Here is a 23,409-nt window from a genome sequence, read left to right as displayed (position 1 = left end):
CGCCTGGCTCGTCCACTACAACACCGAACGCCCGCACCTCGGCTACCGCAACATGGGCCGCAGGCCGGTCGAAACCGTCATGTCATTCGTTAGTCAAGAAGCTTAAGAGGACATACCGTCTGCTCTGATGCCCAATACGAGGAGAGCTGCCTTTGAGCTTGCGAAAGGTCCCTCCGGTTTTTCGGCATTAATGCGACTTGCTGGCGCTATCGATGCCGACGCCTGCTTGAACTCGTCGCCTCTCATATTTCAACGAGATTGATCGCGGTCGTCGTGGTACTGAGATTCAGAAATCACGGATGTTTCCGCTGAACCCTCTATGAAAGGCTGAAAGCTCAACCATTCGTCGGGCATTTCGGAGGATCAGAATTCCCTGAGCCGCCAGGCAATCTCCCTAATGAACAACCGGCACCACATGGAGTGGTGCGCCTGGCGCTCTACCATCAACCGGTCTATGATTGCGATTCCGAGAGCGCTGAATCCGTACTCATTGCCGAGACAAAAGCCTACTTGGAACGACCGCTCGCCCACCACGGCACGGAATGTCCTCAACGTTAGCTGGGCGTCGGCGGGTATCCGATCGTCCCCGGTCAATTCACGGATCCGTGCGCCGTTGATGTTCGCTACCGGGGGGAGAGTGTGAAGGTCAATAACTCCCCGAAAACTATCCGAACGCGGCCACGCCAGTTGCTCCCATTGTTTCTTTTTCCGCTTGGCTTCCCCCACGGTGCCCTCACTTCAAATCTAGCTGAACGCGGCGACGACGGTTTCGATGGGTAGAAACAGCGTGCGGCCGTCTTCGGGGTATGCAATGAACTCCGCGCAGCGGAGATAAAAGCGTTTGGCGGCTTCGTCCTTCGCGTGGACCAGCACGGCGCCAATGCCGATGCTTTGAGAGGCAATGGCGATCCGACGCAACGCATCCGAAAGAATATCGGCGCCGAGACCTTTCCCTGCATGGTCGCGATCGACGGCCAAGCGCCCGATCACCGAGACCGGGATCGTGTCGGGCGCGTTGCGACGCAATTTGCCGGGCGCTGCCCTGCGCTCGACCGCTCCGGCCGAGATACAGAAGTAGGCCACAACCCGATGTCCACGGCAGACGACATAGGTGCGCGAGAAGCGGCTTTCGTTCTTCAGGGCTCGGTGACGCAGCCAGTCATTTAACGCTGGTTCACCGCAGTCAAAATGCGACGTATCGTGTTCATCCGTGAGAGGAACGGGAGCGGAAAGCGCAACGTCCGGGTGTTCCGATGAATTCTCTACTTCTGCCATGCCGGCACTCGGCGTAGCAGGGACCGCAGCTTCGGCCCGGAGGCGGGCGGATTGTCAAGCGCGTGCATGAATGCATCGTAACGCTCAGGATTCAGTGCGAACAGCCGCTGGTCGAGCAGCACATCGATCGCCTGCCGCCGGGCGCTCTCGACCATGAATTCGGTGCGCGTCTTGCCCAGAACCGCTGCTGCATCGTCGATGAGCTGACGCGTGTTCGTCTCAATCCGGAGATTGATACTCCCCTTCGTATCGGCAATCGAAGACCGCTCTGCGACCATTCCGGCCTCCTGATCCGGGATTTTTGGAAAGGATGTGCGCACCTTTGACATAGCTGGCAATATGCCCATGCGTATCTACGACGTCAATACGAAGGGTGCAGCTGGGCGTTGCCCTGTCGGACCGCTCTGCTGCGCTGGAATCATACTACAGGCGGTCTCTGCCATTCGGCTTCCGTCACTAATGCAAAAGGGCGAGGCAATCGCGCGCATGACGCCCACTTGTCACAGTGCGCCCGCTTCCGGCTGTTGCGCGAAGCGAAGCTATGTCCGCTTTGATACGCGTACCTTTTAACACAAACGACTGACAGGGGCGCAGAGCCGACATCCAGAAGAGGTGACTCCAATGCGGCCTCCGCCGTACCGCGTTCGAAGCTTTCGTTGCCTGCCCTCCAAGGGGGCTAAGTCCCGAAAGGAGCCGCGCCCCCTACTTCGTCCCGTACATCCGGTCGCCCGCATCGCCGAGCCCCGGCACGATATACCCCTTCTCGTTGAGGTGGCTGTCGATCGCGGCGGTGAAGACCGGCACGTCGGGATGGGCCTTGCGGAAGCGCTCGATGCCTTCGGGGGCGGCGAGGAGGCAGAGGAAGCGGATGTTCTGGGCGCCGCGCTCCTTCAGCTTGTCGATCGCGGCGGTCGCGGAATTGGCGGTCGCGAGCATCGGGTCGACGACGATCACCAGGCGGTTGGCGAGGTCTTCCGGCGCCTTGAAATAGTATTCGACCGGCTGCAGCGTCGCGTGGTCGCGGTAGATGCCGACATGGGCGACGCGGGCGGCCGGCACGAGGTCGAGCATGCCTTCGAGGAGGCCGTTGCCGGCTCGAAGGATCGAGGCGAAGACCAGCTTCTTGCCCTCCAGCGTCGGCGCGTCCATCGCCTGCATCGGCGTCTCGATGCGCGCCGTCGTCAGGTCCAGGTTGCGCGTGACCTCGTAGCACAGGAGCGTCGAGATCTCCCGCAGGAGCCGGCGGAAGCTCGCCGTCGAGGTCTCCTTGTTGCGCATGATGGTCAGCTTGTGCTGGACCAGCGGGTGGTCGATGACGGTGACGCCGTCCATGGTGCCTCGCTCTCGCTTCTGCCTGTCTTGTCCGTCTTCCTACTGCGATGTTCCCGGCGCGCCAAGCGAGAGCGCCGAAAGCACCATGCGGTCGAGCAGCGTGCGCCGCGTCGCTTCGTCGACGAAGGCGGCGTCGAGCGCATTGCGGGTGAGGGCGAGGCGGCCCGCCGCATCGATGCCGGCCGCCTCCGCCAGCCGGTATTCGGCCGAAAGGCTGGTGCGGAAAAACGGTGGATCGTCCGAGCCGAGCGTCACCTTCACGCCGGCCTCGACGAGGCGCTTCAGCGGATGGGCGACGATGTCGGGATAAACGCCGAGGGCGAGGTTCGAGCCCGGGCAGACCTCCAGCACGATTCCCCGTTCGGCGATCTCGGCGACGAGCCCGGGGTCTTCGATCGCGCGCACGCCGTGGCCGATGCGGAACGGCCGCACCGCCGCGATCGCGGCGCGCACGCTGTCGGCCCCGCAGAGTTCGCCGGCATGGATCGTCAGCCCGAGGCCGGCGTCGCGGGCGATGTCGAAGGCCCGCGCGAAGTCGGCATGCACGCCGATCCGCTCGTCGCCGGCCAAGCCGAAGCCGGTGATGTCGGGCAGGCCCGCACGGCAGGCGAACCGCGCCGNGCGTCGCGGGCGATGTCGAAGGCCCGCGCGAAGTCGGCATGCACGCCGATCCGCTCGTCGCCGGCCAAGCCGAAGCCGGTGATGTCGGGCAGGCCCGCACGGCAGGCGAACCGCGCCGCCCGCTCGACCGAATCGGGCCCGAGATGGCGCACCCCGACGACGATCATCCGCGCGTCGATGCCCGTCGCCGCGCGCGCCCGGGCGATGCCGCGGGACAGGCCGCCCGCATAAGCCTCCGGGCTGACGCCGGCGGCCGAGGCGTGGTCGGGCGAGATGAAGAACTCGGCATAGAGCGTGCCCGCGGCGGCAAGGCGGGTCAGATGGTCGGCCGCGAGTTCGGCGAAGTCCTCCTCGGTGCGGAAGACGGTCGAGGCCCGGTCGTAGGCGGCGAGGAAGCTTGTGAAGTCGTGCCAGACATAGGCGTCGTCGCGGATGATGCCGGAAAGGTCGATGCCGTGGCGACGGGCGAGCATCTGCACGAGGGCGGGGTGTGCGGCGCCCTCGATGTGGCAGTGGAGCTCGGCAATCGGAAACCGGGCATCGCCGGCCGGTCCGGCGACGATGCTCAGAGGAAGCTCCTGCCGTGCGGGCCGGGCGGCAGGCCGAGATGGGCCGCGGCGCTCTCGCCGATATCGGCGAAGGTCTCGCGGCGGCCGATCGTGCCCGGGGAGACCTGTGGCCCGAAGACGAGCACCGGCACGCATTCGCGGGTGTGGTCGCTGCCCCTGAAGGTCGGGTCGCAGCCATGGTCGGCGGTGACGATGGCGATGTCGCCGGGCCGCAGCCGCGCCTGCAGCTCCGGCAGGCGCGCGTCGAAGGCCTCGAGCGCCGCGGCATAGCCGGCAACGTCGCGGCGATGGCCAAAGAGCGTGTCGAAGTCGACGAAGTTGGCGAAGACGAGGTCGCCGTCCGCCGCATCGTCCAGCGCCTCCAGCATGCGGTCGAAGAGCGCCATGTTGCCGTCGCCCTTGCGCACCTCGCTGACGCCGCGATGGGCGAAGATGTCGCCGATCTTGCCGATGCCGATCACCCTGTGGCCGGCGGCCTCCACCCGGTCGAGCAGGGTCGGCTCCGGCGGCGGCACGGCATAGTCGCGCCGGTTGGCGGTGCGGCGGAAATCGGCGGCGCTCTCGCCGAGGAAGGGGCGGGCGATGACGCGGCCGATGTTCAGCGGATCGACGTGCCGGCGCGCGACCTCGCAGAGGGCGTAGAGCCGGTCCAGGCCGAAATGCGTCTCGTGCGCCGCGATCTGCAGCACGCTGTCGGACGAGGTGTAGAAGATCGGCCTGCCGGTCCGGATGCTCTCTTCGCCGAGTTCGGCGATGATCTCGGTGCCCGAGGCGTGGCGGTCGCCGAGAATGCCGGGGATCGCGCTGTCGTCCAGGATCTCCTGGATCAGCGAGGCCGGAAAGGCCGGAACGGTCTTCGGGAAGTAGCCCCAGTCGAAGGCGACGGGAACGCCGGCGATCTCCCAGTGGCCGGAGGGCGTGTCCTTGCCGCGCGAGACCTCGGCGGCGGAGCCCCACAGCCCGGCGGGGCGGTCCCCGGTTACGATTCCCGCGGCGTGGAAGAGGCCGAGGCGAGCAAGGTTCGGCAGCGCCAGCGGGCCCTTGCGAAGGCCGGCGCGATCGGCTTCCCCGCGTCGGCTCGCCGCGAGGATGTGGCCGAGCGTGTCGGCGCCCTCGTCTCCGAACGCGTCCGCGTCGGGTGCCCCGCCGATTCCGAAGGAATCGAGGACGATCAACAGGGCACGGCTCAAACGGCATCTCCTCCCGCGCGGACGAGCCCCGTGCGGCGAAGCGTCAGCTCGCGCAGTCGCTGCAGGGGATCATCGTCCCGATCCGCGGATAGAGATAGTTGGTCTCGCCCATTTTGATAGGGCCCGTCAGTCCGTAGCCGCCGAGCGCGTCGTAGTCGTAATAGGCCTCGGTGACGATGACGTAGACGCTTCTCTCGTTCGCGAAGGACGACGGAAGATGGAAGATGTCGCCGGCCTTGATCGTGCCGTAGGAGGCGATGGGGTTGTAGGACTGCGTCCAGTCGACCGTCTGCTTGCCGTTGGCGTCGATCTTCACCTGGGTGACGCGGATGAACACCGAGGACTGGCTGTAGGGCTCGACCAGCGACGCCGTCACGTTCATCAGCGCCGAAAGTTCCGACTTCGTCATCGACTGCGACTGCGTGACGAGATCGTCGATCGTCGAGGAGGCGTTGTGGATCTTGCGGTTGACCGACACCGCCATGGAGGCGTCGGAGCCGGCCATGTAGATGATGGCGATGAACGGCACGGTGAGGGCGAATTCGACGGCGCCGACGCCGCTGCGATCCTTCCAGAGCGAGCCGATCCGCCGCAAGCCGCGGGACAGCCGTTCGAGCTTGGGAAAGAAGCCGCTGCGCATCAGAACGGCTCCGTGCGGAAGGCCGCGCTCGCGACGAGGACGAAGGAGTGGTCGCTCATCGTGGTCGACATCTCGCGGAGAACGTCGGTGTAGAGCGGCCATTTGTAGTAGACGCGCAGCGCCGTGATCGTCTCGCTCGTCGGCAGCGCGTAGCCCAGCTTGGAGGCGTCGATATCGCCGTTCTTGACGGGGATGCTGGTCGGAATGGCGGAGAACGTCCCGTAGGACTGAAGGTCGATCTGCAGCTTGCCGCAGTTCATCATGAAGCTGACCTCGTCGCAGATCATCTGCCTGAAGTCCGCCTTGCTGACGCCGGCGTTGGTGGCCTGTCCGGTGCGCACTTCGCGTCCCACCTTGGCCACGGCGCGGTCGAGGACGAGTTCGCCGATGAAGATCGTCGAGGTCTCGAGCAGGACGAGCATCAGGATGAAGAACGGTCCCGCCAGAATCGCAAATTCGATGGCCGTCGCGCCGCGGCGATCACGCAGGAACGCGCGAAGCCCGCGACGGTGCTTCGGTTCAGGCGATTGGGCGGTTTTCCAACCCGGCGACATGCGCTTCGTCCCCGCCAGCTAGCGTTGCGAATGCAGCGACCGTAGCGCCGAGGGGTAAGGAAAGCCTTAGCGGGAAGCGCAAAAGTCGATCGGACGGCGCGACACCGCTTGCCGCATCGTGTCAGTGCTTGGCCGCGTTGACCGCCATCTGCTGGCGCGCCTGGTATTGCTGCGTCGCCTCGGCGAAGGCCTTGGTGTCGTCGCCGATGGTCACGGTCGGCTCGCATTTCGGCGCGCAGGCGAGGGTGGTGCGGCTCGCCTGCCGGTAGACGCGCACGGTCTTGTCTTCGAAGGTCTGGACGGCCACCTGCTCATCGAGGATCGGATTGCCGTCCTTGTCGAGGATGACGACATTGGTGATGCCGTAGCTCTTGCCGGTCAGGACCAGACGGTCGGCGCTGAGCACGTCCACGTCGACGATGGCGGGGTTGCCGATGATGACGGTCGCGGCCGGCTGGTCGATCTTCAGGATCCGGGCGTGATCGACCGCGATCCCCAGGATGTCGGAACCGGCTGCCTCGGCCTGCGAAACAGGCCAGGAGAGGGCGACGAGGAGGCCGAGCGAGAAGAGCCGCGGGAACAAGGTCATCGGGATGTCCGGCGTGAAGGAGCTTTGGAGCGTGTGAGGGACAGCCTCGCGCGATAGGGTGAACGGAAGGTAAAGATTTCCTGCGGCATCCGAAACTTTCTTCTTTTCTTCACGCTGCCGCGGGTAACTAAAAATCAACCTTCCGCTTTAAGTCCATCGCAAGAGCGCCGCCGTATGGTTCACCCATCCGATCGACGAAGAACAGTCGACGGGAGTGCTACAAACGGATTGGAAGGAGTTCCCATGTCCAAGCTCTTCGCTCGCTTCGTCAAGGACGAGTCCGGCGCCACCGCCATCGAATACGGTCTCATCGCCGGCATCATGGCCGTCGCCCTGATCGCCGCGTTCGGTCTGCTCGCTCCGCAGCTCAAGACGACCTTCGACAACGTCGCCAACACGATGAACAACGGCGTCAAGTAATCCCTTCAACTCGATGTCCGCATTGCGATGCGCGCGGTGCGGACATTGATGGTGCAGATGCTTCAAGCGGCGGACCGGAGACGGTCTGCCGCTGCTCACGCTTCATGAGGACTTCCGGCATGCTGCTTTCCGTCCTTCTCCTGATCGCCTTCCCCTTTGCGATGATCTACGCAGCATCCACCGATCTGCTGACCATGCGCATCGAGAATCGCGTCTGTCTGGGATTGGCGGCGGCGTTCTTCCTCGCGGCGGCGCTGTCGGGCATGCCGTGGCAGGCGGTCGGCTCCCATGCTGCGGCGGGCTTTCTCTGCCTGGTCGTCGCCTTCGGGCTGTTCGCGGCGGGCTGGATCGGCGGCGGCGACGCCAAGCTTCTGGCCGCGACCACGCTGTGGTTCGGGCCTGGGCAGGATCTCCTGCAATATCTTCTGTTCGGCGCGCTCTGCGGCGGCGGCCTGACCATCGCCCTGCTGGCGATGCGCTCGCATGTCATGCCGGCCACCGGCGTCGCCTTCGTGGATCGGCTTCTGGAGCGCAACACCGGCGTGCCCTATGGCATCGCGCTCGGCGCGGCCGGCCTCTTCGTCTACACCAACAGCGCCTGGATGGACATTGCGGTGCGCGGCCTCGCATCGTGATCGGCGGCGCCGCGAGCGGTCCCCAACACTGCGACGCTCCGATTTTTTTCCCCTACGTCGCCTCTCGATAGATTTCATTAACCATACATTGACGGTTTCCGTTCGATAACGGTCCCGGACAGCCGCGCTGGTGCGGCGTCGTTGCGGGAGTGATCGGATGAGCCTGGCCCGTGTCGCAGTCATCGGCGTCGCCTTTGTGGCGGCGCTCGGGGCCGGACTGCTTGCCCTCAACCTGTCGAGCTCGAAGTCGAACGACCCGGTGATCATCACCGCGGCGCCGGCCCAGCCGCCGGTCAAGCTCGAGGATGTCCTGACCACGACCAAGGCGCTCGAGATGGGCGCATCGGTCAATGGCGCGCTCGGTTGGCAGAAATGGCCGGAAGACGGGATCGGCCCGACGCTGATCCTGAAGAAGAACGAGCCGGACGCGATCGAGAAGCTCAAGGGCTCGGTCGCGCGCCAGTCCTTCTTTGCCGGCGAACCGGTCCGCGAAGCCAAGCTGATCCGGCCCGACCACGGCTTCATGTCCGCCATCCTGCCGGCCGGCAAGCGCGCCGTGGCCGTCCGCATCGCGGCGGACACGGCTGCCGGCGGCTTCATCCTGCCGAACGACCATGTCGACGTGATCATGACGCGCAAGGTCGCGAACTCGGACGGCCAGGGCGAACACATGGCCACCGAGACCGTGCTCCGGAACCTCAGGGTCCTGGCGATCGATCAGGCGGTCCAGGAGAAGGACGGCCAGAAGGTCGTCGTCGGCACGACCGCGACGCTGGAGGTCGATCCGGACCAGGCCGAGGCGCTGACCTCGGCCCAGCAGATGGCCGACCGCCTGGTGCTGTCGCTGCGCTCGCTGTCCGACTCGATCCCCGGGACGCCCGGCTATGCGGCCTTCCTGCTGGCGCAGGACAAGCACCAGAAGAGCACGATCCGGGTCGTCCGCTACGGCCAATCCACCGACATCACCACGACGAAATGACGGGCGAACCCATGACCGCTTTCCTCCCGACGCAGAAGATCCTGGGCGCGCTGCGCCAGTCGATCCTCGGGCTCGCCGCGGCATCCACCGTGCTGACGCCCGTCGCCCTGCCGACAACGGCCTTCGCCGAACAGGCGGTGGTCAATGTCGGTGCCGGCCACCAGACGATCAATCTCGGCCTGAACAAGTCGAAGGTGATCGTGCTCTCGGCCGATGCTCACGACATCCTGGTCGCCAATCCCGCCGTTGCCGACGCCGTCACCCGCGATGCCCGCCGCATCTACATCTTCGGCAAGCAGATCGGCCAGACGAACATCGTCGTCTTCGACGCGCAGAACCACCAGATCGCCTCCATCGACCTGAAGATCGAGCGCGACATCAGCGGCCTCGAAGCCTCGATCCGCAAATACGTGCCGGACAGCGACGTCACCGTCGAGATGCTGAACGACAACGTCGTCCTGACCGGCACCGTGCAGACGCCGCAGGACGCCACGAAGGTCGAGCGCCTCGCCCGCATCTTCGTCACCGGCGGCGAGGCGACGACCGGACAGTACATCCAGTCGGCGACGGCGCCCGGCGGCTCCCAGGGCGGCAACGGCGATGTCGCCTTCGCCCAGGAAAACCGCCAGCAGAGCCAGATCATCAACCTCCTGCAGATCAACGGCGAGGATCAGGTCACGCTGAAGGTCACGGTCGCCGAGGTGCAGCGCTCCGTCGTCAAGCAGCTCGGCCTCAACGGCTCGGTCTCCAGCAATGACGGCATCTCCTACGCCAATTTCGACAACCCCTACGGCCTCGGCAAGGCGATCTCCAACAGCGCTGTTGGACTCTACAAGAAGGCAATCGGCGATTACGGCGTCAGTGCCGAGGTCAGCGCTATGGAGCAGGCCGGGGTCATGCGCACTCTGGCGGAGCCGAGCCTCACCGCGGTTTCCGGCGAAAAAGCCAGCTTCAAGGTCGGCGGCGAATTCACCGTTCCGAGCGGGCGCACGTTTACGCCGGCGACGCTCGATCAGAACGGCCACGTGACGAGCGATGGCTACGCGACCATCGATACCAAGCAGGTCGAGTACGGAATCGGTCTTGACTTTACTCCCGTCGTCCTGTCGCCGGGCCGCATCAGCCTGAAGATCCGCACCAGCGTCTCGGAACCGACCTTCGAACAGCCCTTCAACTTCAACGGCGACAAATACGGTCCCGGCGTCGGCATCATCGGGCTGCGCAAGCGCCTGGCCGACACCACGGTCGAGCTGCCCTCCGGCGGGTCGCTGGTGATCGCCGGCCTGATGCGCGACGAGACGCGGCAGGTGATCTCGGGCTTTCCGGGCCTCGCCAAGATCCCGGTACTCGGGACGCTGTTCCGCAGCCGCGACTTCCAGCACTACGAGACCGAGCTCGTGGTCATCGTGACGCCCTATCTCGTGCGGCCGGTCGCGCGTCAGGCGCTGGCGCGCCCGGACGACGGCCTGAACTTCTCCAGCGACGGTTCCGCCAACTTCCTCGGCCGCCTGAACCGCGTCTACGGCCACATGCAAACCGATCTGCCGCCGGGCCGGTATCACGGCGTCGTCGGCTACATCTACAAATGACGGTAGCGAGGATGACCACCGTGACGACCCGTCCTGCCAATCTCTCCTGCCGAAGCGGCCTGCGGCCCGCCCGCCGGCGAGCCCTCGCGGCGATCCTGCCGATCGCCTTGCTGTCGGCCTTCGCCGGCTGCGCCAACGTCCACAATGTCGAGGTCGGGACGATCCCGGACGACTACCGCACGCGGCACCCGATCGTCGTGTCGCAGGCCGAGACCGCGATCGACCTGCCGGTGACCTCGTCGGAGGCCAAGCTGACGCTCGGCGCGCGTAGTCGGGTGGAGGAGTTCTCCGCCCGCTTCCGTGCGTCGGGCGCCGACACGATGCGGGTGATGCTGCCCTACGGTTCGGCCAATCAGGGCGCGGCGGAGCGCGTCTCGCACGATGTCGTGGCGACGCTCTACCGCAACAGGATCGGTCGCAACCGCATCATCGTGCAGCCCTATCAGGCGATCGGCGACAACGGTCCGACGCCGATCCGGCTCGCCTTCTCGACGCTGGTCGCCAAGACCGACGCCTGCGGCCGCTGGCCGGAGGATCTGTCGGAGACGTCGGAGAACAAGGAATACTTCAACTTCGGCTGCGCCACCCAGCATAACCTTGCCGCCCAGGTCGCCGATCCGCGCGATCTTCTCGGGCCGCGCGGCATGGACCCGATCGATGCGGCCCGCCGCTCGACCGTCCTCGACCATTACCGCAAGGGCCAGACGACCGTCACCGACCCGTCCAAGTCCGAGGTCGATTACTCATGGTAAACCAGCACATGACCAGGGACAGTGCCGCCTTCGAGAATGCGGCAGGGAGCGACGCCAGCGAGCGCGCGCTGCTCGACAAGGTCCGGCCGATCCCGCGGATCTCCATCCAGGCCTTCTGCGAGACGGACGGCGTGGCCGCTCCGCTGGAGAAGGCCGGAACCGACCGTCGCATGGCGAAGGCCCATCTGAAGGTCCAGATGGGCGGGATCCGCGCCGCCACCGAACATTTCTCGTCCGCGCCGACGCCCAATCTCGTCTTCCTGGAGTCGCGCCAGCCGCCGCACGAGATGCTGGCGGATCTGGAGACGCTCGCCGAGGTCTGCGATCCCGGCTCGCGGGTGGTGATCATCGGCCATTACAACGACGTCCAGCTCTATCGCGACCTCGTGCGCAACGGCATCTCGGAATATCTGGTGGCGCCGATCTCGCTCGCGGACGTGATGGGCGTGATCAGCTCGCTCTTCGTCGCCGACGATGCCGAGCCGCTCGGCCGTTCCATCGCCTTCGTCGGCGCCAAGGGCGGCGTCGGCTCCTCGACCATCGCCCACAACGTCGCCTGGTCGATCTCCAAGCTGTTTGCGAGCGACGTCGTCCTTGCCGATCTCGATCTGCCCTTCGGGACGGCGAACATCAATTTCGACCAGGATCCGGCGCAGGGCATCGCCGAGGCGATCTTCTCGGCCGACCGGATGGACGACGTTCTGCTCGACCGGCTGCTGGCGCAATGCGCCGAGCACCTGTCGCTGCTCGCGGCGCCGTCGATCCTCGACCGCACCTACGACTTCGGGCCAGACGCGTTCAGCGCGCTGATCGAGACCGCGCAGCGCAGCGCCCCGGCGGTCGTCCTCGACGTGCCGCACGCCTGGGGCGACTGGACCCGGGAGGTCCTTGCGAGCGCCGACCAGATCGTGCTGACGGCGACGCCGGATCTCGCCAACCTGCGCAACGCCAAGAACCTCGTCGACACGCTGAAGAAGCTGCGGCCGAACGATGCGGCGCCGCACCTGGTGTTGAACCAGCTGCAGGTTCCCAAGCGTCCGGAAATCTCGGCGTCGGAGTTTTCCGCCCCGCTCGGCCTCGAACCGATCGCCGAGATCGCCTTCGACCCGAACGCCTTCGGCAATGCCGCCAACAGCGGCCGGATGATCGCCGAGACCGATGCCAAGCATCCGTCGATCGAGGCCTTCCACCACATCGCGCATGTCCTGACCGGGCGCGGCGAGGCGAAGAAGCCGAAGAAGGCGGGGCTGCTGGACCGGCTGCGTCGGAAATAGCGCCGGGCGCCGGAAAGACTTCCAGGAGAGTAGCGGATCATGTTCGGCAAGCGCGGAAACGAGAAGCCCTTCGGCGACGGCGACGTTGCGACCGTTTCGCGGCCGCAGCAGAAGCGCCCTGCGCCCGCGCCCCCGGCAGGGCGGCACGAGGTCGACGCCCCGCGCAGCAGCGCGGCGCCCGTGCGCCCTGAGCCGGCGCCGGAGCCGGCACGGGCCTCGTCCATCCAGTCGGAGGAGTACTACCAGCGCAAGAGCCAGGTCTTCGCCGCGCTGATCGACACGATCGACCTGTCGCAGCTCGCCGGCATGGATCAGGAGAGCGCACGCGAGGAAATCCGCGACATCGTCAACGACATCATCGCGATCAAGAACTTCGCGATGTCGATCTCGGAGCAGGAGGAACTGCTCGGCGACATCTGCAACGACGTCCTCGGCTACGGCCCGCTCGAACCGCTGCTCGCCCGCGACGACATCGCCGACATCATGGTCAACGGCGCCAGTCAGACCTTCATCGAAGTCGGCGGCAAGGTGCAGCAGACCGGTATCCGCTTCCGCGACAACCAGCAGCTCCTGAACATCTGCCAGCGCATCGTCAGCCAGGTCGGCCGCCGCGTCGACGAGACCTCGCCGATCTGCGACGCGCGCCTGCCGGACGGGTCGCGCGTCAACGTCATCGCGCCGCCGCTGGCGATCGACGGCACCGCGCTCACCATCCGAAAGTTCAAGAAGGACAAGCTGACGCTCGACCAGCTGGTCAAGTTCGGCACGATCACCCCGGAAGGCGCCGAAATCCTGCAGATCATCGGGCGCGTGCGCTGCAACGTCGTGATCTCCGGGGGCACCGGTTCGGGCAAGACGACGCTGCTGAACTGTCTCACCCGCTACATCGATGCCGACGAGCGCATCATCACCTGCGAGGACTCGGCCGAGCTGCAGCTGCAGCAGCCGCATGTGGTGCGGCTCGAAACCCGGCCGCCCAACATCGAGGGCGAGGGCGAGATCACCATGCGCGACCTCGTGAAGAACTGCCTGCGCATGCGTCCCGAGCGGATCATCGTCGGCGAGGTGCGCGGCCCGGAGGTGTTCGACCTCCTGCAGGCGATGAACACCGGCCATGACGGCTCGATGGGCACGATCCACTCCAACAGCCCGCGCGAGTGCCTGAACCGCATGGAATCGATGATCGCCATGGGCGGCTTCTCGCTACCCTCGCGCACGGTGAAGGAGATCATCACCGGCTCGATCGACGTCATCGTCCAGGCTTCGCGCCTGCGCGACGGCTCGCGCCGGATCACCCACATCACCGAAGTCCTCGGGATGGAGGGTGACGTCATCACCACGCAGGACCTGCTCGTCTACGAGATCCTCGGCGAGGACGCGAACGGGCGCATCATCGGCCGGCATCGCTCGACCGGCGTCGGCCGCCCCCGCTTCTGGGAGCGCGCGCGCTACTACAACGAGGAGCAGCGCCTCGCAGCGGCAATCGACGCCAGCGCCGTCAGCGACGAGGGCGCGGTCTGATGAGCCCGCTCGCCGCCATCCTCTTCGTACTTCTGTCGACCGTTGCCGCCGGCGGTCTCGCCTTCGCGTTCCTGCAGCCGCGGATCGCCGAGGAGAAGAAGGCGGAGCAGCGGCGCACCCAGTTCATCCGCGACGAGAACGACCGGGCTGCCTCCAAGCTCGCCCGCGACCGGCTGCAGGAACAGGCAAAGCGCCGCAAGACCATCCAGTCCTCGCTGAAGGAGCTGGAGGCGCGCCAGCGCGAGCGCGACAAGCACACCAGCAAGCTGTCCCTGCAGCGGCGGCTGGAGCAGGCGGGGCTCTCCATCACGCCCCGCCAGTTTGTCCTGCTGAGCATTGCCGCCGGCTTCGTCGGCGGTGTGATCGCGCTGATGCTGCAGCTGTCGCCGATCCTGGCGCTCGGGATTGCCATCGTTTCCGGCCTCGGCCTGCCGCGCTTCCTGCTGGCGCGGGCGCGCAAGAAACGGCTGCAGAAGTTCACCGACGAGTTCCCGAATGCGGTCGACCTGATCGTGCGCGGCGTCAAGTCGGGCCTGCCGCTGAACGACACGCTGCGCATGGTTGCGAGCGAGACGCCCGAGCCGGTGGCCGGCGAGTTCCGCAAGATCGTCGAGGCCCAGCAGATGGGCATGCCGATCTCCGAGGCGGTCAACCGGCTCTACCGCAACATTCCGACTTCGGAAGCCAATTTCTTCGCCATCGTCATCGGCATCCAGGCCCAGGCCGGCGGCAACCTGTCCGAGGCGCTCGGCAACCTGTCGCGCGTGCTGCGCGACCGCAAGAAGATGAAGGGCAAGATCCAGGCGATGTCGATGGAGGCGAAGGCCTCGGGCGCCATCATCGGATCGCTGCCGTTCCTCGTCTTCTTCCTCGTCACGATCACGACGCCCGACTACATGACGGCGCTCTACACGACCAATATCGGCATGATCCTGCTCGTCGGCGGCGGCATCTGGATGTCGATGGGCATCTTCGTGATGAAGCAGATGATCAACTTCGACTTCTAGTCTCCGGTCTCCGGCTCGCCGCAAGCCGGAGGACCGCGTTCGGAAAGGCTTCGCCCGCCATGGAATCGATGTTCGAATCGATCGGTCTGTCGACCCAGCTGGTCATCGGCGTGCTGGTCGCCGGCGCGGTCTTCGTCACCTTCCTGACGATCGCCATGCCCCTTCTGGCGGGCAACGAGCTGAAGAGCCGGATGAAGGCGGTGGCGCTGGAACGCGACCAGGTGCGGGCGCGCGAGCGCGCGCGCCTCGCGATCGAGAAGGAGCGGGGCAGGGGCGCCGGGCTGCGTCAGCAGGAGACCCGCGGCATCGCCAATCTCGTGGTCGACCGGCTGAACCTGCGCAAGGCGCTGGTCGACGACAAGACGGTGGCGACGCTCCGCGGCGCCGGCTATCGCGGCCAGCGGCCGCTGACGCTGTTCCTGTTCGCGCGGGTGCTGGCGCCGATCGTCCTCGTGACGTTCACCGTGATCTACGTCTTCGGGCTCGGCATCCTGCACTCGCAGCCGGGGATCGTGAAGCTCCTGGTGGTGCTCGGCGCCGTGCTGCTCGGCTTCTATGTGCCGGTGATCTTCGTGCGCAACAAGGCGGCGAAGCGGCGCCTGTCGATCACCAGGGCCTGGCCGGACGCGCTCGACCTGATGCTGATCTGCGTCGAATCCGGCTCGTCGATCGAGGCCGCCTTCCGCCGCGTGGCCGAGGAGATCGGCATCCAGTCGATCGCGCTGGCGGAGGAGCTGATCCTCGTCTGCGCCGAGCTTTCCTACCTGCCGGACCGCAAGGTCGCCTACGACAACCTTGCCGCCCGCACCGGGCTGGAAGGCGTCAAGGCGGTGTGTACGGCCCTCGTCCAGGCGGAGCGCTACGGCACGCCGCTCGGCAACGCGCTGCGCGTGATGGCGCAGGAGAACCGCGACATGCGCATGACGCTGGCGGAAAAGAAGGCCGCCGCCCTGCCGCCGAAGCTGACCGTGCCGATGATCGTCTTCTTCCTGCCGGTGCTCTTCGTCGTGATCATCGGCCCGGCGATGATCCGCGTCCTCGGCTACCACTGAGCCGAACACGGGCGCCGGCCTCCGGCTCGCCGCACCCCCACCCACGACATCGATGGCGCGCCGAGGTTCCCGGCCGTCGCGTCGCGGCGTTCAGCTGCGAGGCGAGAAGGCGGCGAGCGAGCCCTGATACGGCTTGGCCAGCGGTCTTGCCCAGATGCCGGCCTTCGACGTCGACAGGCCGAGAGCGAGGAGGCTCTCGATCAGCTTCACCGCCGCCGCGACGCCGTCGATCACCGGCACGCCGTGGGCGCGCGACAGTTCTGCGGCGAAGTCCGCCATGCCGGCGCAGCCGAGCACTATGCCGTCGGCCCCGTCCTCCTGGAGCGCCCGGGCGACCATGTCGGAGATGCGGCGGCGCGCGTCGCTGCCGGGCTCCTCCAGGGCGAGGACCGGAATGTCGCTGGCCCGCACCCGGGCGCAGCGCGAGCGCAGGCCGGTGACGGCGAGGTTGCGCTCGATCACCGGGACCGAGCGCGACAGCGTGGTGATCACCGTGAAGCGGTCCGAGACGAGGCTCGCCACGTGATAGGCCGCTTCGCCGATACCGACCACCGGGACCGCCGCCGCCGACCGGGCGGCGTCGAGGCCCGTGTCGTCGAAGCAGGCGATGACGATGCCGTCGGCGGGCTGCGCGGCGATCGTCTGCAGGAGGCCGGGCACGGCGAGCGCGCCGTCATAGACGCCCTCGATCGAGGCCGGCCCCATCGACGGCTCCACCGCGACGATCTCGGTTCCCGGCGCCGCGACGGCTCTCGCCGCCGCGCCGATCGTGCGGGTCATCGACGGCGTGGTGTTCGGATTGACGACGAGAAGTCTCATGCGGACGCTGTTCCTGCCTTCGCTCAGACGACGCCCTGGCCGGCGTCGGAGCCGTGGCGCCGCCGGCGCTTCTGGACGATGAAGACGGTGGTGAGCGCCGTCGCGATGACGAGGAGCGAGATTGCCGTCGTCACCGTGCCGAGCGCATAGATCATCGGCGTGGTGACCGTCGTCGTCAGCGCCTGTAGCTGGATCGGCAGCGTGTTGGCCGCACCCATCGCCTGGCTGGAGCGCGGCAGCTCGTCCCAGGAGAGGGTGAAGCCGAACAGCGCGACGCCGACGACCGAGGGCGCGACCATCGGCAGGACGACGTGGCGGATCGTCTGCCAGGACGTCGCCCCGAGGTCGCGCGCCGCCTCCTCGTAGGATTTGTCGAAGCGGTTGAAGACCGCGAACATGATCAGGAGGCCGAAGGGCAGCGTCCAGGACAGATGCGCGCCGAGGCCGGAGGTGAAGAGCCCGGTGGCGGTCTGGTAGTTGTCGTAGAGCCATTCGACGTCATAGGCGTCGGCGATCTTCATCACCGTGTCGTCGACGATGTGGAACTCCAGCGCGATGCCGAGCGAGACGATGATCGACGGCATGATCAGGCTGGCGATGGCGGTGTAGAAGAGCAGCGTCGAGCCGCGGAAGCGGCGGCGGAAGGCGAGGCCCGCCATCACCGAGAAGACGACCGTCAGCACCATCACGAGGAGGCCGAGCTTCAGCGAGTTCCACAGGCCGATCGAGATGTCGACGAGGCCGGCGCCCTGCCAGAGCTGTTCGAACCAGTGGACCGAGAAGCCGTTCATCGGGAAGGTCAGGCCACCCTGCGGCCCCTGGAAGGACAGGATCAGGATGGTGATCACCGGCCCGTAGAGGAACAGGACGAACAGCGCGAAGACCGCTGCGAGGACGTAGAAGGAGCGCGGCCGTTTCTCGCTCATCTCAAAGCTCCTTGCGGATGTCGATGAAGCGCGTCAGCGCGAAGATGATGCCGAGCACGGCGACGAGGAGCACCACGGCATTCGCTGCGGCGAGCGGGAACTGCAGGTAGCCGGTCTCGACGTTGATCACCTTGCCGACGGAGGCGATCTGCTGGCCGCCCATGACGCCGATGGTGATGAAGTCGCCCATCACGAGGGTGATGACGAAGATCGAGCCGATCGCGATGCCGGTCTTCGACAGCGGGATGACAACGTTCCACAGCACCTGCGCGCCGCTCGCGCCCGCATCGCGCGCCGCCTCGATCAACGAACGGTCGATGCGCATCATCGAGTTGAGGATCGGCACCAGCATGAAGGCGGTGAGGAGGTGGACGAAGGCGAGCGCCACCGCAAAGTCGGAATAGAGCAGCCATTCCACCGGATGGGAGACGAGGCCGGACCCGACCAGCATCTGGTTGATCAGCCCGTTGCGCCCGAGCAGCGGGATCCAGGAGATCATCCGGATGACGTTGGAGGTCCAGAACGGGATGATGCAGATCAGCGCGAGGACGATCTGCATCGCCGTGGTGCGCACATGGAAGGCGAGGAAGTAGGCGATCGTGAAGCCGACGACGAGAGTGACGGCCCAGACGATCAGGCAGAACTTGATGGTCGAGAGGTAGGTCGCGAACGTCGTGCAGAGCGAGGGCAGGCTCACCAGGCAGCCGTCGAAGACGCCGGTATAGTTGTCGAGGATGAAGGCCGGGGTGATCGAGTAGGAATTGTACTTCCAGAAGCTGACGACGAGGACGACGACGAGCGGCAGCACGAAGAACAGGAAGAAGACGAGCGCCATCGGCGCCGCCTGCCAGTAGGGCGCGGCGCCGCCGGTGCGGCCCCTGCGCCGCGGGCGTGCGGCGGCGGCGGGCGCCGCGGCGTCGGTAGTGCGGGGCGGCATGGCCGCCCCGCTGGTTTGCGTCGATGTCACCATGACCTCAGGCCGCGACGAACTCGTTCCACTTGGTGATCAGGTACTCGTTCTCGTCCATGACCGAGTTCCAGCAGGCGATGCGGCTCATGCGCGTCTCGTAGGAGCCGCCGTCGCGCACCGCGCCCGGCTGTTCGATGACGGTGCCGTCCGGCGCCTTGATCGGCTTCTCCGCCGGCTTGCCCTCGTACCAGTAGGCCCACTCGTAGGGCTCCATCTTCTGCTTCGCCGTCTCCAGCACCGCGGGATAGTAGCCCTGGCGCGAGAGATAGGCGCCGGCCCAGCCGGAGAGGAACCAGTTGATGAACTCGTAGGCGCCGTCGAGCTTCTTGCCCCGCAGGGTCCGGGGCAGCGCGAAGCCGGAGGCCCAGCCGCGATAGCCCTCGTCGAGCGCCAGATAGGTGCACTTGATGCCCTTCGAGCGCACGGCCGTGACCGCCGGCGACCACATCGACTGGATCACGACCTCGCCGGAGGCCATCAGGTTGACCGACTGGTTGAAGTCCGTCCAGAAGGCGCGGAACTGCCCGTCCTTCTTCGCCTTGGTCAGGATCTCCATGGTCTTGTCGATCTCGGCCTTGGTCATGTTCCCCTTGTCCTTGTACTTGAACTGACCGGTGGACTCGATCGCCATGGCGGCGTCCATGATGCCGATCGAGGGAACGTTGATCAGCGCCGCCTTGCCCTTGAACTTCGGGTCGAGCAGGGCCGACCAGTGGGTGACCTCGCCCTGGATGAGGTCCGGCCGGTCGCCGAGCGAATCGGCGTTGTAGGTGGTCGGGATCAGCGTCATCCAGTCGGTCGGGGACTTGGCGAACTTCTTGGAGTGCTGGCCTTCGAGATAGAAGTACTTCCACGGCGCCGAACCCTGGCTGCCGATCTTCTTGCCGTCGATCTCGCCCTTGGTCAGCACCGGGGTGATCTTGTCGGCCAGCTTGATCTTCTTGGCGTCCATGCCCATCAGATTGCCGGACGGCACGAGATTCGGCAGCGAGAAGTACTCGCTATCCACCAGGTCGAAGGAGTTCGGCTGGGTGATGATGCGCTTGGCGACTTCGTCGGTCGTGACCGTGACGTATTCGATCTTCACGCCAGTTTCCTCCATCGCCTTCTTGGCGATGGCGGGCGACTGGTTGACCGCCGTCGAGAGATAGCGCAGCGTCACCGGCTCGGCGGCGATCACCGCGGGGAAGCCGGTCACCAGGGTGGAACCGGCGGCGCCGGCCGCCAGCGCGGCGGACCCCTTCAGAAGTGTGCGGCGGTCGATCGAGCCGGGTTTCGTCGTCTTGGTCATGTCACCTGTTCCTTTGGTGGATGAAGCTCTGGCGGTGGTCAGGAGGCGGCGGCCAGTTCGTGGAGGTCGCCGGCGTCCCAGGTCATGGTCACCGGCTCGTCCATCGCGATCGGGCGCGCGTCGAAGGTCCGCTCCGGGATCAGCGCGGAAAGGTCGAGGCCGGTCCGCGACTTGAGCGTCACCAGGACGACCGTGCCCTGGTATTCGACGTCCTGGACGGTGGCCGCCAGCGCGTTGCGGGCCTCGGCAGCCGGAGGGCTGGCGAGCGTCACCCGGTCGGCGCGAACGGCGAAGCTGCGGCCCTCGATCGGGATGACGTTGTGGGCGCCGATGAAGCGCGCGACGAATTCGGTGCGCGGCGCGTTGAAGATCTCGCGCGGCGTGCCGGCCTGCTCGATCCGGCCGCCATTCATCACGACGATCAGGTCGGCTAGCGCCATCGCCTCCTCCTGACTGTGCGTGACGTGGATGAAGGAAATGCCGAGCTCGCGCTGGAAGCGCTTCAGCTCGGCCCGCATGCGCACCCGCAGGAACGGGTCGAGCGCCGACAGCGGCTCGTCGAGGAGCAGCATCGAGGGCTTGGTGACGAGGGCGCGGGCGAGCGCGACGCGCTGCTGCTGGCCGCCCGACAGCTGCGCCGGCAGCCGCTCGGCGTAATTCTGCATGTCGACGAGCGCCAGCATCTCGTCCGCGCGGGCGCGCCGCTCGGCCTTCTTCACGCCGGCCATCTTCAAGGAGAAGGCGACGTTGTCGCGCACCGACAGATGCGGGAACAGCGCGTAGTTCTGGAACATCATCGCGGTGCCGCGGCGCGCCGGCGGCTCGTCGTTCACCACCTTGTGGCCGATGGCGATGTCGCCGGAGGAGACGCTCTCATGCCCGGCGATCATGCGCAGCGTCGAGGTCTTGCCGCAGCCGGACGGCCCGAGCAGGCAGCAATAGGTGCCGGCCTTGATCTTCAGCGACACGCCGTCGACCGCCACCGTCGCGCCGTAGCGCTTGATCACCGTTGCGAGTTCGAGGTCCCCGGATTCCGTCATTTTCATCTCCAGCCGGAATTGACGGAGACGAAGCAAGGGGCGTGCCAGCCGGCCGCACAGCGCCGCGCGGCGCGGATGCGGGCGGCCAATGCGGAGTCGGGATATCAGCGGTCGGTGGTTGCCTGACGATCAGATGGGCGACGTGCACAGTTCGCAGGCAGCGTTGTATACGATTTCGCCTTGCGGGCCGGCGCGCCTTGGCCTTGGATGAGGCGCGCTGCGGCCGAGCGAGCTTGCCCGCCCTGCGATGCGAACAGGCGAGTGGACGGGAAGACGATGGCGATCGCGGAGATTGCGGGGTCGAGCGAGGCGCGGTCCGGCGGAGCGGGGACGCGGCTGCGCAGCGCCCGCGCGCAGGCGATCCACCGCGAGATCCTGACCGCCATCCTGGAGCACAAGCTGCCGTCCTCGACGCGCCTGCCGGAGGACGAGATCGGCGCGCTCTACAATGCCAGCCGCACCATCGTTCGCTCGGCCCTGGAAGCGCTCTGGCATGACGGCGTCGTGACGATCGAGCCGCATCGCGGCGCCTTCGTCTCGCGGCCGACGCCGCGGGAGGCCGAAGAGGTCTTCCAGGCGCGGATGCTGATCGAGCCGAGCCTTGCGGCGCGCGCGGCGGAACGGATCGCACCCGCCGACATCGCGCGGCTTCGCCTGCACCTCGCCGAGGAGGAGGCCGCGAACGCGGCGGAGGACCGGCATCGCGCGATCCTGCTCTCCGGCGCCTTCCACACGCTGATCGCCGAGGTCGCGGACCAGGCGGTGCTCGCCGGCTTCGTACGCGAGCTCGTCTCCCGGTCCTCGCTGATCGTCGCGCTCTACTGGCGCCGCCGGGAGGTCACCTGCGACAGCCATGCCCACGACCGCCTCGTGGGCGCGCTGGAAGCGCGGGACGGGGAGGGCGCCGCGAGCGCGATGCTCCGGCACATCGAAGAGCTTTTGTCCGGCCTCGACCTCGATGCCGAGAGCCGCCCGGCGCCGGCTCTCGCCGAAATCCTGCGGCCGGTCGCCGGGTGAGGAGGCCGCCTTGCCGCGGCATCTCATGTCCCGGTCGAGGCGGCGGTTTGTCCTCTGATCAGGGCCCGAAGAGCTTGGCCGGCGGCCGCTCGAAGACGAGACGCCCGCGCTTGAAGCCGAACAGCGGCGGGGCGATCTCGCGCACGGCGGCCGCCGAATCCGGCGCGTCGAGCACGACGAGGTCGGCCGGGGCGCCCACGGCGAGCCCGTTCTCCAGCCCCAGCAGACGCGACGCCTGAGCGCTCACCATGTCGAAGGCGAGCGACAGCTCTTCGTCCGAGGCCAGCTGCGCGACATTGGCGAAGAGGTTCGCCATGCGGATCAGCGAGGCGTCGCCATAGGGCGTGAACGGGTTGAGGACGTTGTTGGTCGCGACCGCCGTCGTCACGCCCCGGCGCGCGAGACGCTCGGCCGGCGCGACGCCGCGCGGCTTCAGCCGCTCGGCGCTGCGCCCGTTCAGGAAGAGGTCGGTCGCCGGCAGGACGACGACGGCGATGCCGGCCTCCGCCAGCCGATCGGCCGTCCGGTCGAGCGCTTCGGGCGCGAGCGCGGACAGCTTCGTCGCATGGCCGACGCTGACCCGCCCGCCGAGCCCGCGCGCACGCGTCGCCTCGATCAGCGTCGGCAGGTCCGAATTCTCGGGGTCGAGATCGAAGTCGATGTGAAAGTCGGCGGGCACGCCGAAGCGCTCGGCGAGGTCGAGGATCAGGCCGATGTGGCGGACCGGATCGGGATCGGTATAGGGGCAGCCGCCGACGCTGGTCGCGCCGCCTTCGAGTGCCGCGACAATGAGATCGAAAGTCGCCATCTCCTGCGTCAGCCCCTCCTGCGCGAAGGCGCAGAGGTCGAGATCGATCAGCGCGGCATAGTCCCGCTTCAGCTGCACCATCGCCTCGAAGGACCGCAGCCCGGCCCGCGGGTCGGTCTCGACGAAGCTGCGCATGCGGAGCGTGCCGTGGGTGATCGCCTTCTCGACGACGCGTTTGGCGCGGGCATGGACGTCGTCGGCGGCGAAGCCGGCCTTGGCGGCGGCGGTCAGCCGGACCGCCTCCTGCAGCGTCCCCTCGCAGATCGGGCAGCGGTCGAGGATCCCGGCCTTGTCGAGATGGATATGGGTCTCGGTGAAGCCGGTGCAGACGAAGCGCCCGTCCGCCGATCGCTCCGGCGGCCCATCGGGAAGGGCGGGGGCGATCGCCGCGATCGTTCCGGCCGAAACGCCGATGTCGACCGGTTCGGTGCGGCCCGCGATACGGGCGTCCCTGAGGACGAAGTCGAACATGCCGGGCCCTTCTCTGGGAGAAACGGAACGGGGCGCGCGAACGGACCGACGGCGAGCGGCCGCAGGCC

The 23,409-nt window shown here is 66.9% G+C and carries 23 protein-coding genes and 1 pseudogene; 10 read left to right on the top strand and 14 right to left on the bottom strand.

The features are described from left to right. Positions 1-744: 744 nt before the first annotated feature. The 8 genes and pseudogenes from AB5S17_RS21285 to AB5S17_RS21250 form a co-directional block, all read right to left on the bottom strand. Complete coding sequence (locus AB5S17_RS21285) at positions 745-1,275, bottom strand: GNAT family N-acetyltransferase (protein WP_369243195.1); 531 nt, start codon at positions 1,273-1,275, stop codon at positions 745-747. Then, positions 1,263-1,604, bottom strand: coding sequence for a DUF1778 domain-containing protein (locus AB5S17_RS21280; protein ID WP_369243200.1), 342 nt, complete (start codon positions 1,602-1,604; stop codon positions 1,263-1,265). The genes AB5S17_RS21285 and AB5S17_RS21280 overlap by 13 nt, the downstream gene beginning before the upstream one ends. Before the next feature lie 373 nt (positions 1,605-1,977). Continuing rightward, complete coding sequence (upp, locus tag AB5S17_RS21275) at positions 1,978-2,607, bottom strand: uracil phosphoribosyltransferase (RefSeq protein WP_369243194.1); 630 nt, start codon at positions 2,605-2,607, stop codon at positions 1,978-1,980. Positions 2,608-2,646: 39 nt separating this feature from the next. Further along, positions 2,647-3,701, bottom strand: a pseudogene (locus AB5S17_RS21270) (adenosine deaminase). 92 nt (positions 3,702-3,793) lie between these two features. Continuing rightward, on the bottom strand, positions 3,794-4,987 hold the full coding sequence (locus AB5S17_RS21265) for a phosphopentomutase (RefSeq protein WP_369243193.1): 1,194 nt from the start codon (positions 4,985-4,987) through the stop codon (positions 3,794-3,796). A 43-nt stretch (positions 4,988-5,030) separates the two neighbouring features. Further along, a complete protein-coding gene (locus tag AB5S17_RS21260) occupies positions 5,031-5,627 on the bottom strand; it encodes a TadE/TadG family type IV pilus assembly protein (protein WP_369243192.1) in 597 nt (198 codons plus the stop codon). Further along, positions 5,627-6,181 carry a TadE/TadG family type IV pilus assembly protein gene (locus AB5S17_RS21255; protein ID WP_369243190.1) on the bottom strand — a complete coding sequence of 185 codons (555 nt, stop codon included), beginning with the start codon at positions 6,179-6,181 and terminating at the stop codon, positions 5,627-5,629. The genes AB5S17_RS21260 and AB5S17_RS21255 overlap by 1 nt, the downstream gene beginning before the upstream one ends. 121 nt (positions 6,182-6,302) lie before the next feature. After that, on the bottom strand, positions 6,303-6,770 hold the full coding sequence (locus tag AB5S17_RS21250; RefSeq protein WP_369243188.1) for a pilus assembly protein N-terminal domain-containing protein: 468 nt from the start codon (positions 6,768-6,770) through the stop codon (positions 6,303-6,305). Between the two features lie 243 nt (positions 6,771-7,013). Between AB5S17_RS21250 and AB5S17_RS21245 the strand changes: the two genes are divergently transcribed. From AB5S17_RS21245 to AB5S17_RS21205, 9 genes are all read left to right on the top strand, one after another. After that, positions 7,014-7,190 carry a Flp family type IVb pilin gene (locus AB5S17_RS21245; protein ID WP_369243186.1) on the top strand — a complete coding sequence of 59 codons (177 nt, stop codon included), beginning with the start codon at positions 7,014-7,016 and terminating at the stop codon, positions 7,188-7,190. 119 nt (positions 7,191-7,309) lie between these two features. Continuing rightward, positions 7,310-7,825 (top strand): prepilin peptidase, encoded by a 516-nt coding sequence (locus AB5S17_RS21240; protein ID WP_369243184.1) that lies wholly within the window; start codon positions 7,310-7,312, stop codon positions 7,823-7,825. A gap of 157 nt (positions 7,826-7,982) precedes the next feature. Next, a complete protein-coding gene (gene cpaB / locus AB5S17_RS21235) occupies positions 7,983-8,804 on the top strand; it encodes a Flp pilus assembly protein CpaB (protein ID WP_369243182.1) in 822 nt (273 codons plus the stop codon). An 11-nt stretch (positions 8,805-8,815) separates the two neighbouring features. After that, complete coding sequence (locus AB5S17_RS21230; protein ID WP_369243180.1) at positions 8,816-10,393, top strand: type II and III secretion system protein family protein; 1,578 nt, start codon at positions 8,816-8,818, stop codon at positions 10,391-10,393. A gap of 20 nt (positions 10,394-10,413) precedes the next feature. After that, positions 10,414-11,145: a CpaD family pilus assembly protein gene (locus tag AB5S17_RS21225; RefSeq protein WP_369243178.1), complete on the top strand. Its 732-nt coding sequence runs from the start codon at positions 10,414-10,416 to the stop codon at positions 11,143-11,145. 8 nt (positions 11,146-11,153) lie between these two features. Then, positions 11,154-12,419: a CpaE family protein gene (locus tag AB5S17_RS21220; RefSeq protein ID WP_369243176.1), complete on the top strand. Its 1,266-nt coding sequence runs from the start codon at positions 11,154-11,156 to the stop codon at positions 12,417-12,419. Between the two features lie 39 nt (positions 12,420-12,458). Beyond that, entirely contained in the window at positions 12,459-13,940 is a 1,482-nt protein-coding gene (locus tag AB5S17_RS21215; protein ID WP_369243174.1) for an ATPase, T2SS/T4P/T4SS family, read from the top strand. Continuing rightward, entirely contained in the window at positions 13,940-14,947 is a 1,008-nt protein-coding gene (locus tag AB5S17_RS21210; protein ID WP_369243172.1) for a type II secretion system F family protein, read from the top strand. The genes AB5S17_RS21215 and AB5S17_RS21210 overlap by 1 nt, the downstream gene beginning before the upstream one ends. A 59-nt stretch (positions 14,948-15,006) precedes the next feature. Further along, entirely contained in the window at positions 15,007-15,999 is a 993-nt protein-coding gene (locus AB5S17_RS21205; protein ID WP_369243170.1) for a type II secretion system F family protein, read from the top strand. Positions 16,000-16,089: 90 nt separating this feature from the next. Here the strand turns inward: AB5S17_RS21205 and AB5S17_RS21200 are convergent, their stop codons facing one another. Genes AB5S17_RS21200 through AB5S17_RS21180 form a run of 5 tightly spaced genes read right to left on the bottom strand, consistent with a single transcriptional unit; the run spans position 16,090 to position 21,045 of the window. After that, entirely contained in the window at positions 16,090-16,818 is a 729-nt protein-coding gene (locus tag AB5S17_RS21200; protein ID WP_369243168.1) for an aspartate/glutamate racemase family protein, read from the bottom strand. A gap of 23 nt (positions 16,819-16,841) precedes the next feature. Next, complete coding sequence (locus AB5S17_RS21195) at positions 16,842-17,744, bottom strand: ABC transporter permease (RefSeq protein WP_369243166.1); 903 nt, start codon at positions 17,742-17,744, stop codon at positions 16,842-16,844. A 1-nt stretch (position 17,745) separates the two neighbouring features. Further along, entirely contained in the window at positions 17,746-18,681 is a 936-nt protein-coding gene (locus AB5S17_RS21190; RefSeq protein WP_369243164.1) for an ABC transporter permease, read from the bottom strand. Positions 18,682-18,718: 37 nt separating this feature from the next. Beyond that, a complete protein-coding gene (locus tag AB5S17_RS21185; RefSeq protein ID WP_369243162.1) occupies positions 18,719-20,005 on the bottom strand; it encodes a PotD/PotF family extracellular solute-binding protein in 1,287 nt (428 codons plus the stop codon). A gap of 38 nt (positions 20,006-20,043) precedes the next feature. Next, positions 20,044-21,045: an ABC transporter ATP-binding protein gene (locus AB5S17_RS21180; protein WP_369243160.1), complete on the bottom strand. Its 1,002-nt coding sequence runs from the start codon at positions 21,043-21,045 to the stop codon at positions 20,044-20,046. 261 nt (positions 21,046-21,306) lie between these two features. On the opposite strand from AB5S17_RS21180, the gene AB5S17_RS21175 reads away from it, so the two are divergent. Further along, on the top strand, positions 21,307-22,062 hold the full coding sequence (locus AB5S17_RS21175) for a GntR family transcriptional regulator (RefSeq protein ID WP_369243158.1): 756 nt from the start codon (positions 21,307-21,309) through the stop codon (positions 22,060-22,062). 58 nt (positions 22,063-22,120) lie between these two features. Here AB5S17_RS21175 and AB5S17_RS21170 read toward each other — a convergent pair whose 3' ends face one another. Then, positions 22,121-23,341 carry an amidohydrolase family protein gene (locus AB5S17_RS21170; protein ID WP_369243156.1) on the bottom strand — a complete coding sequence of 407 codons (1,221 nt, stop codon included), beginning with the start codon at positions 23,339-23,341 and terminating at the stop codon, positions 22,121-22,123. Positions 23,342-23,409 lie beyond the last annotated feature (68 nt).

It is taken from the genome of Jiella sp. M17.18, from assembly GCF_041027365.1.
Classification (GTDB): domain Bacteria; phylum Pseudomonadota; class Alphaproteobacteria; order Rhizobiales; family Rhizobiaceae; genus VKMB-3413.
The sequence above is the reverse complement of the archived record's forward strand: the minus strand, read 5'-3'. Positions and strand labels throughout refer to the sequence as shown.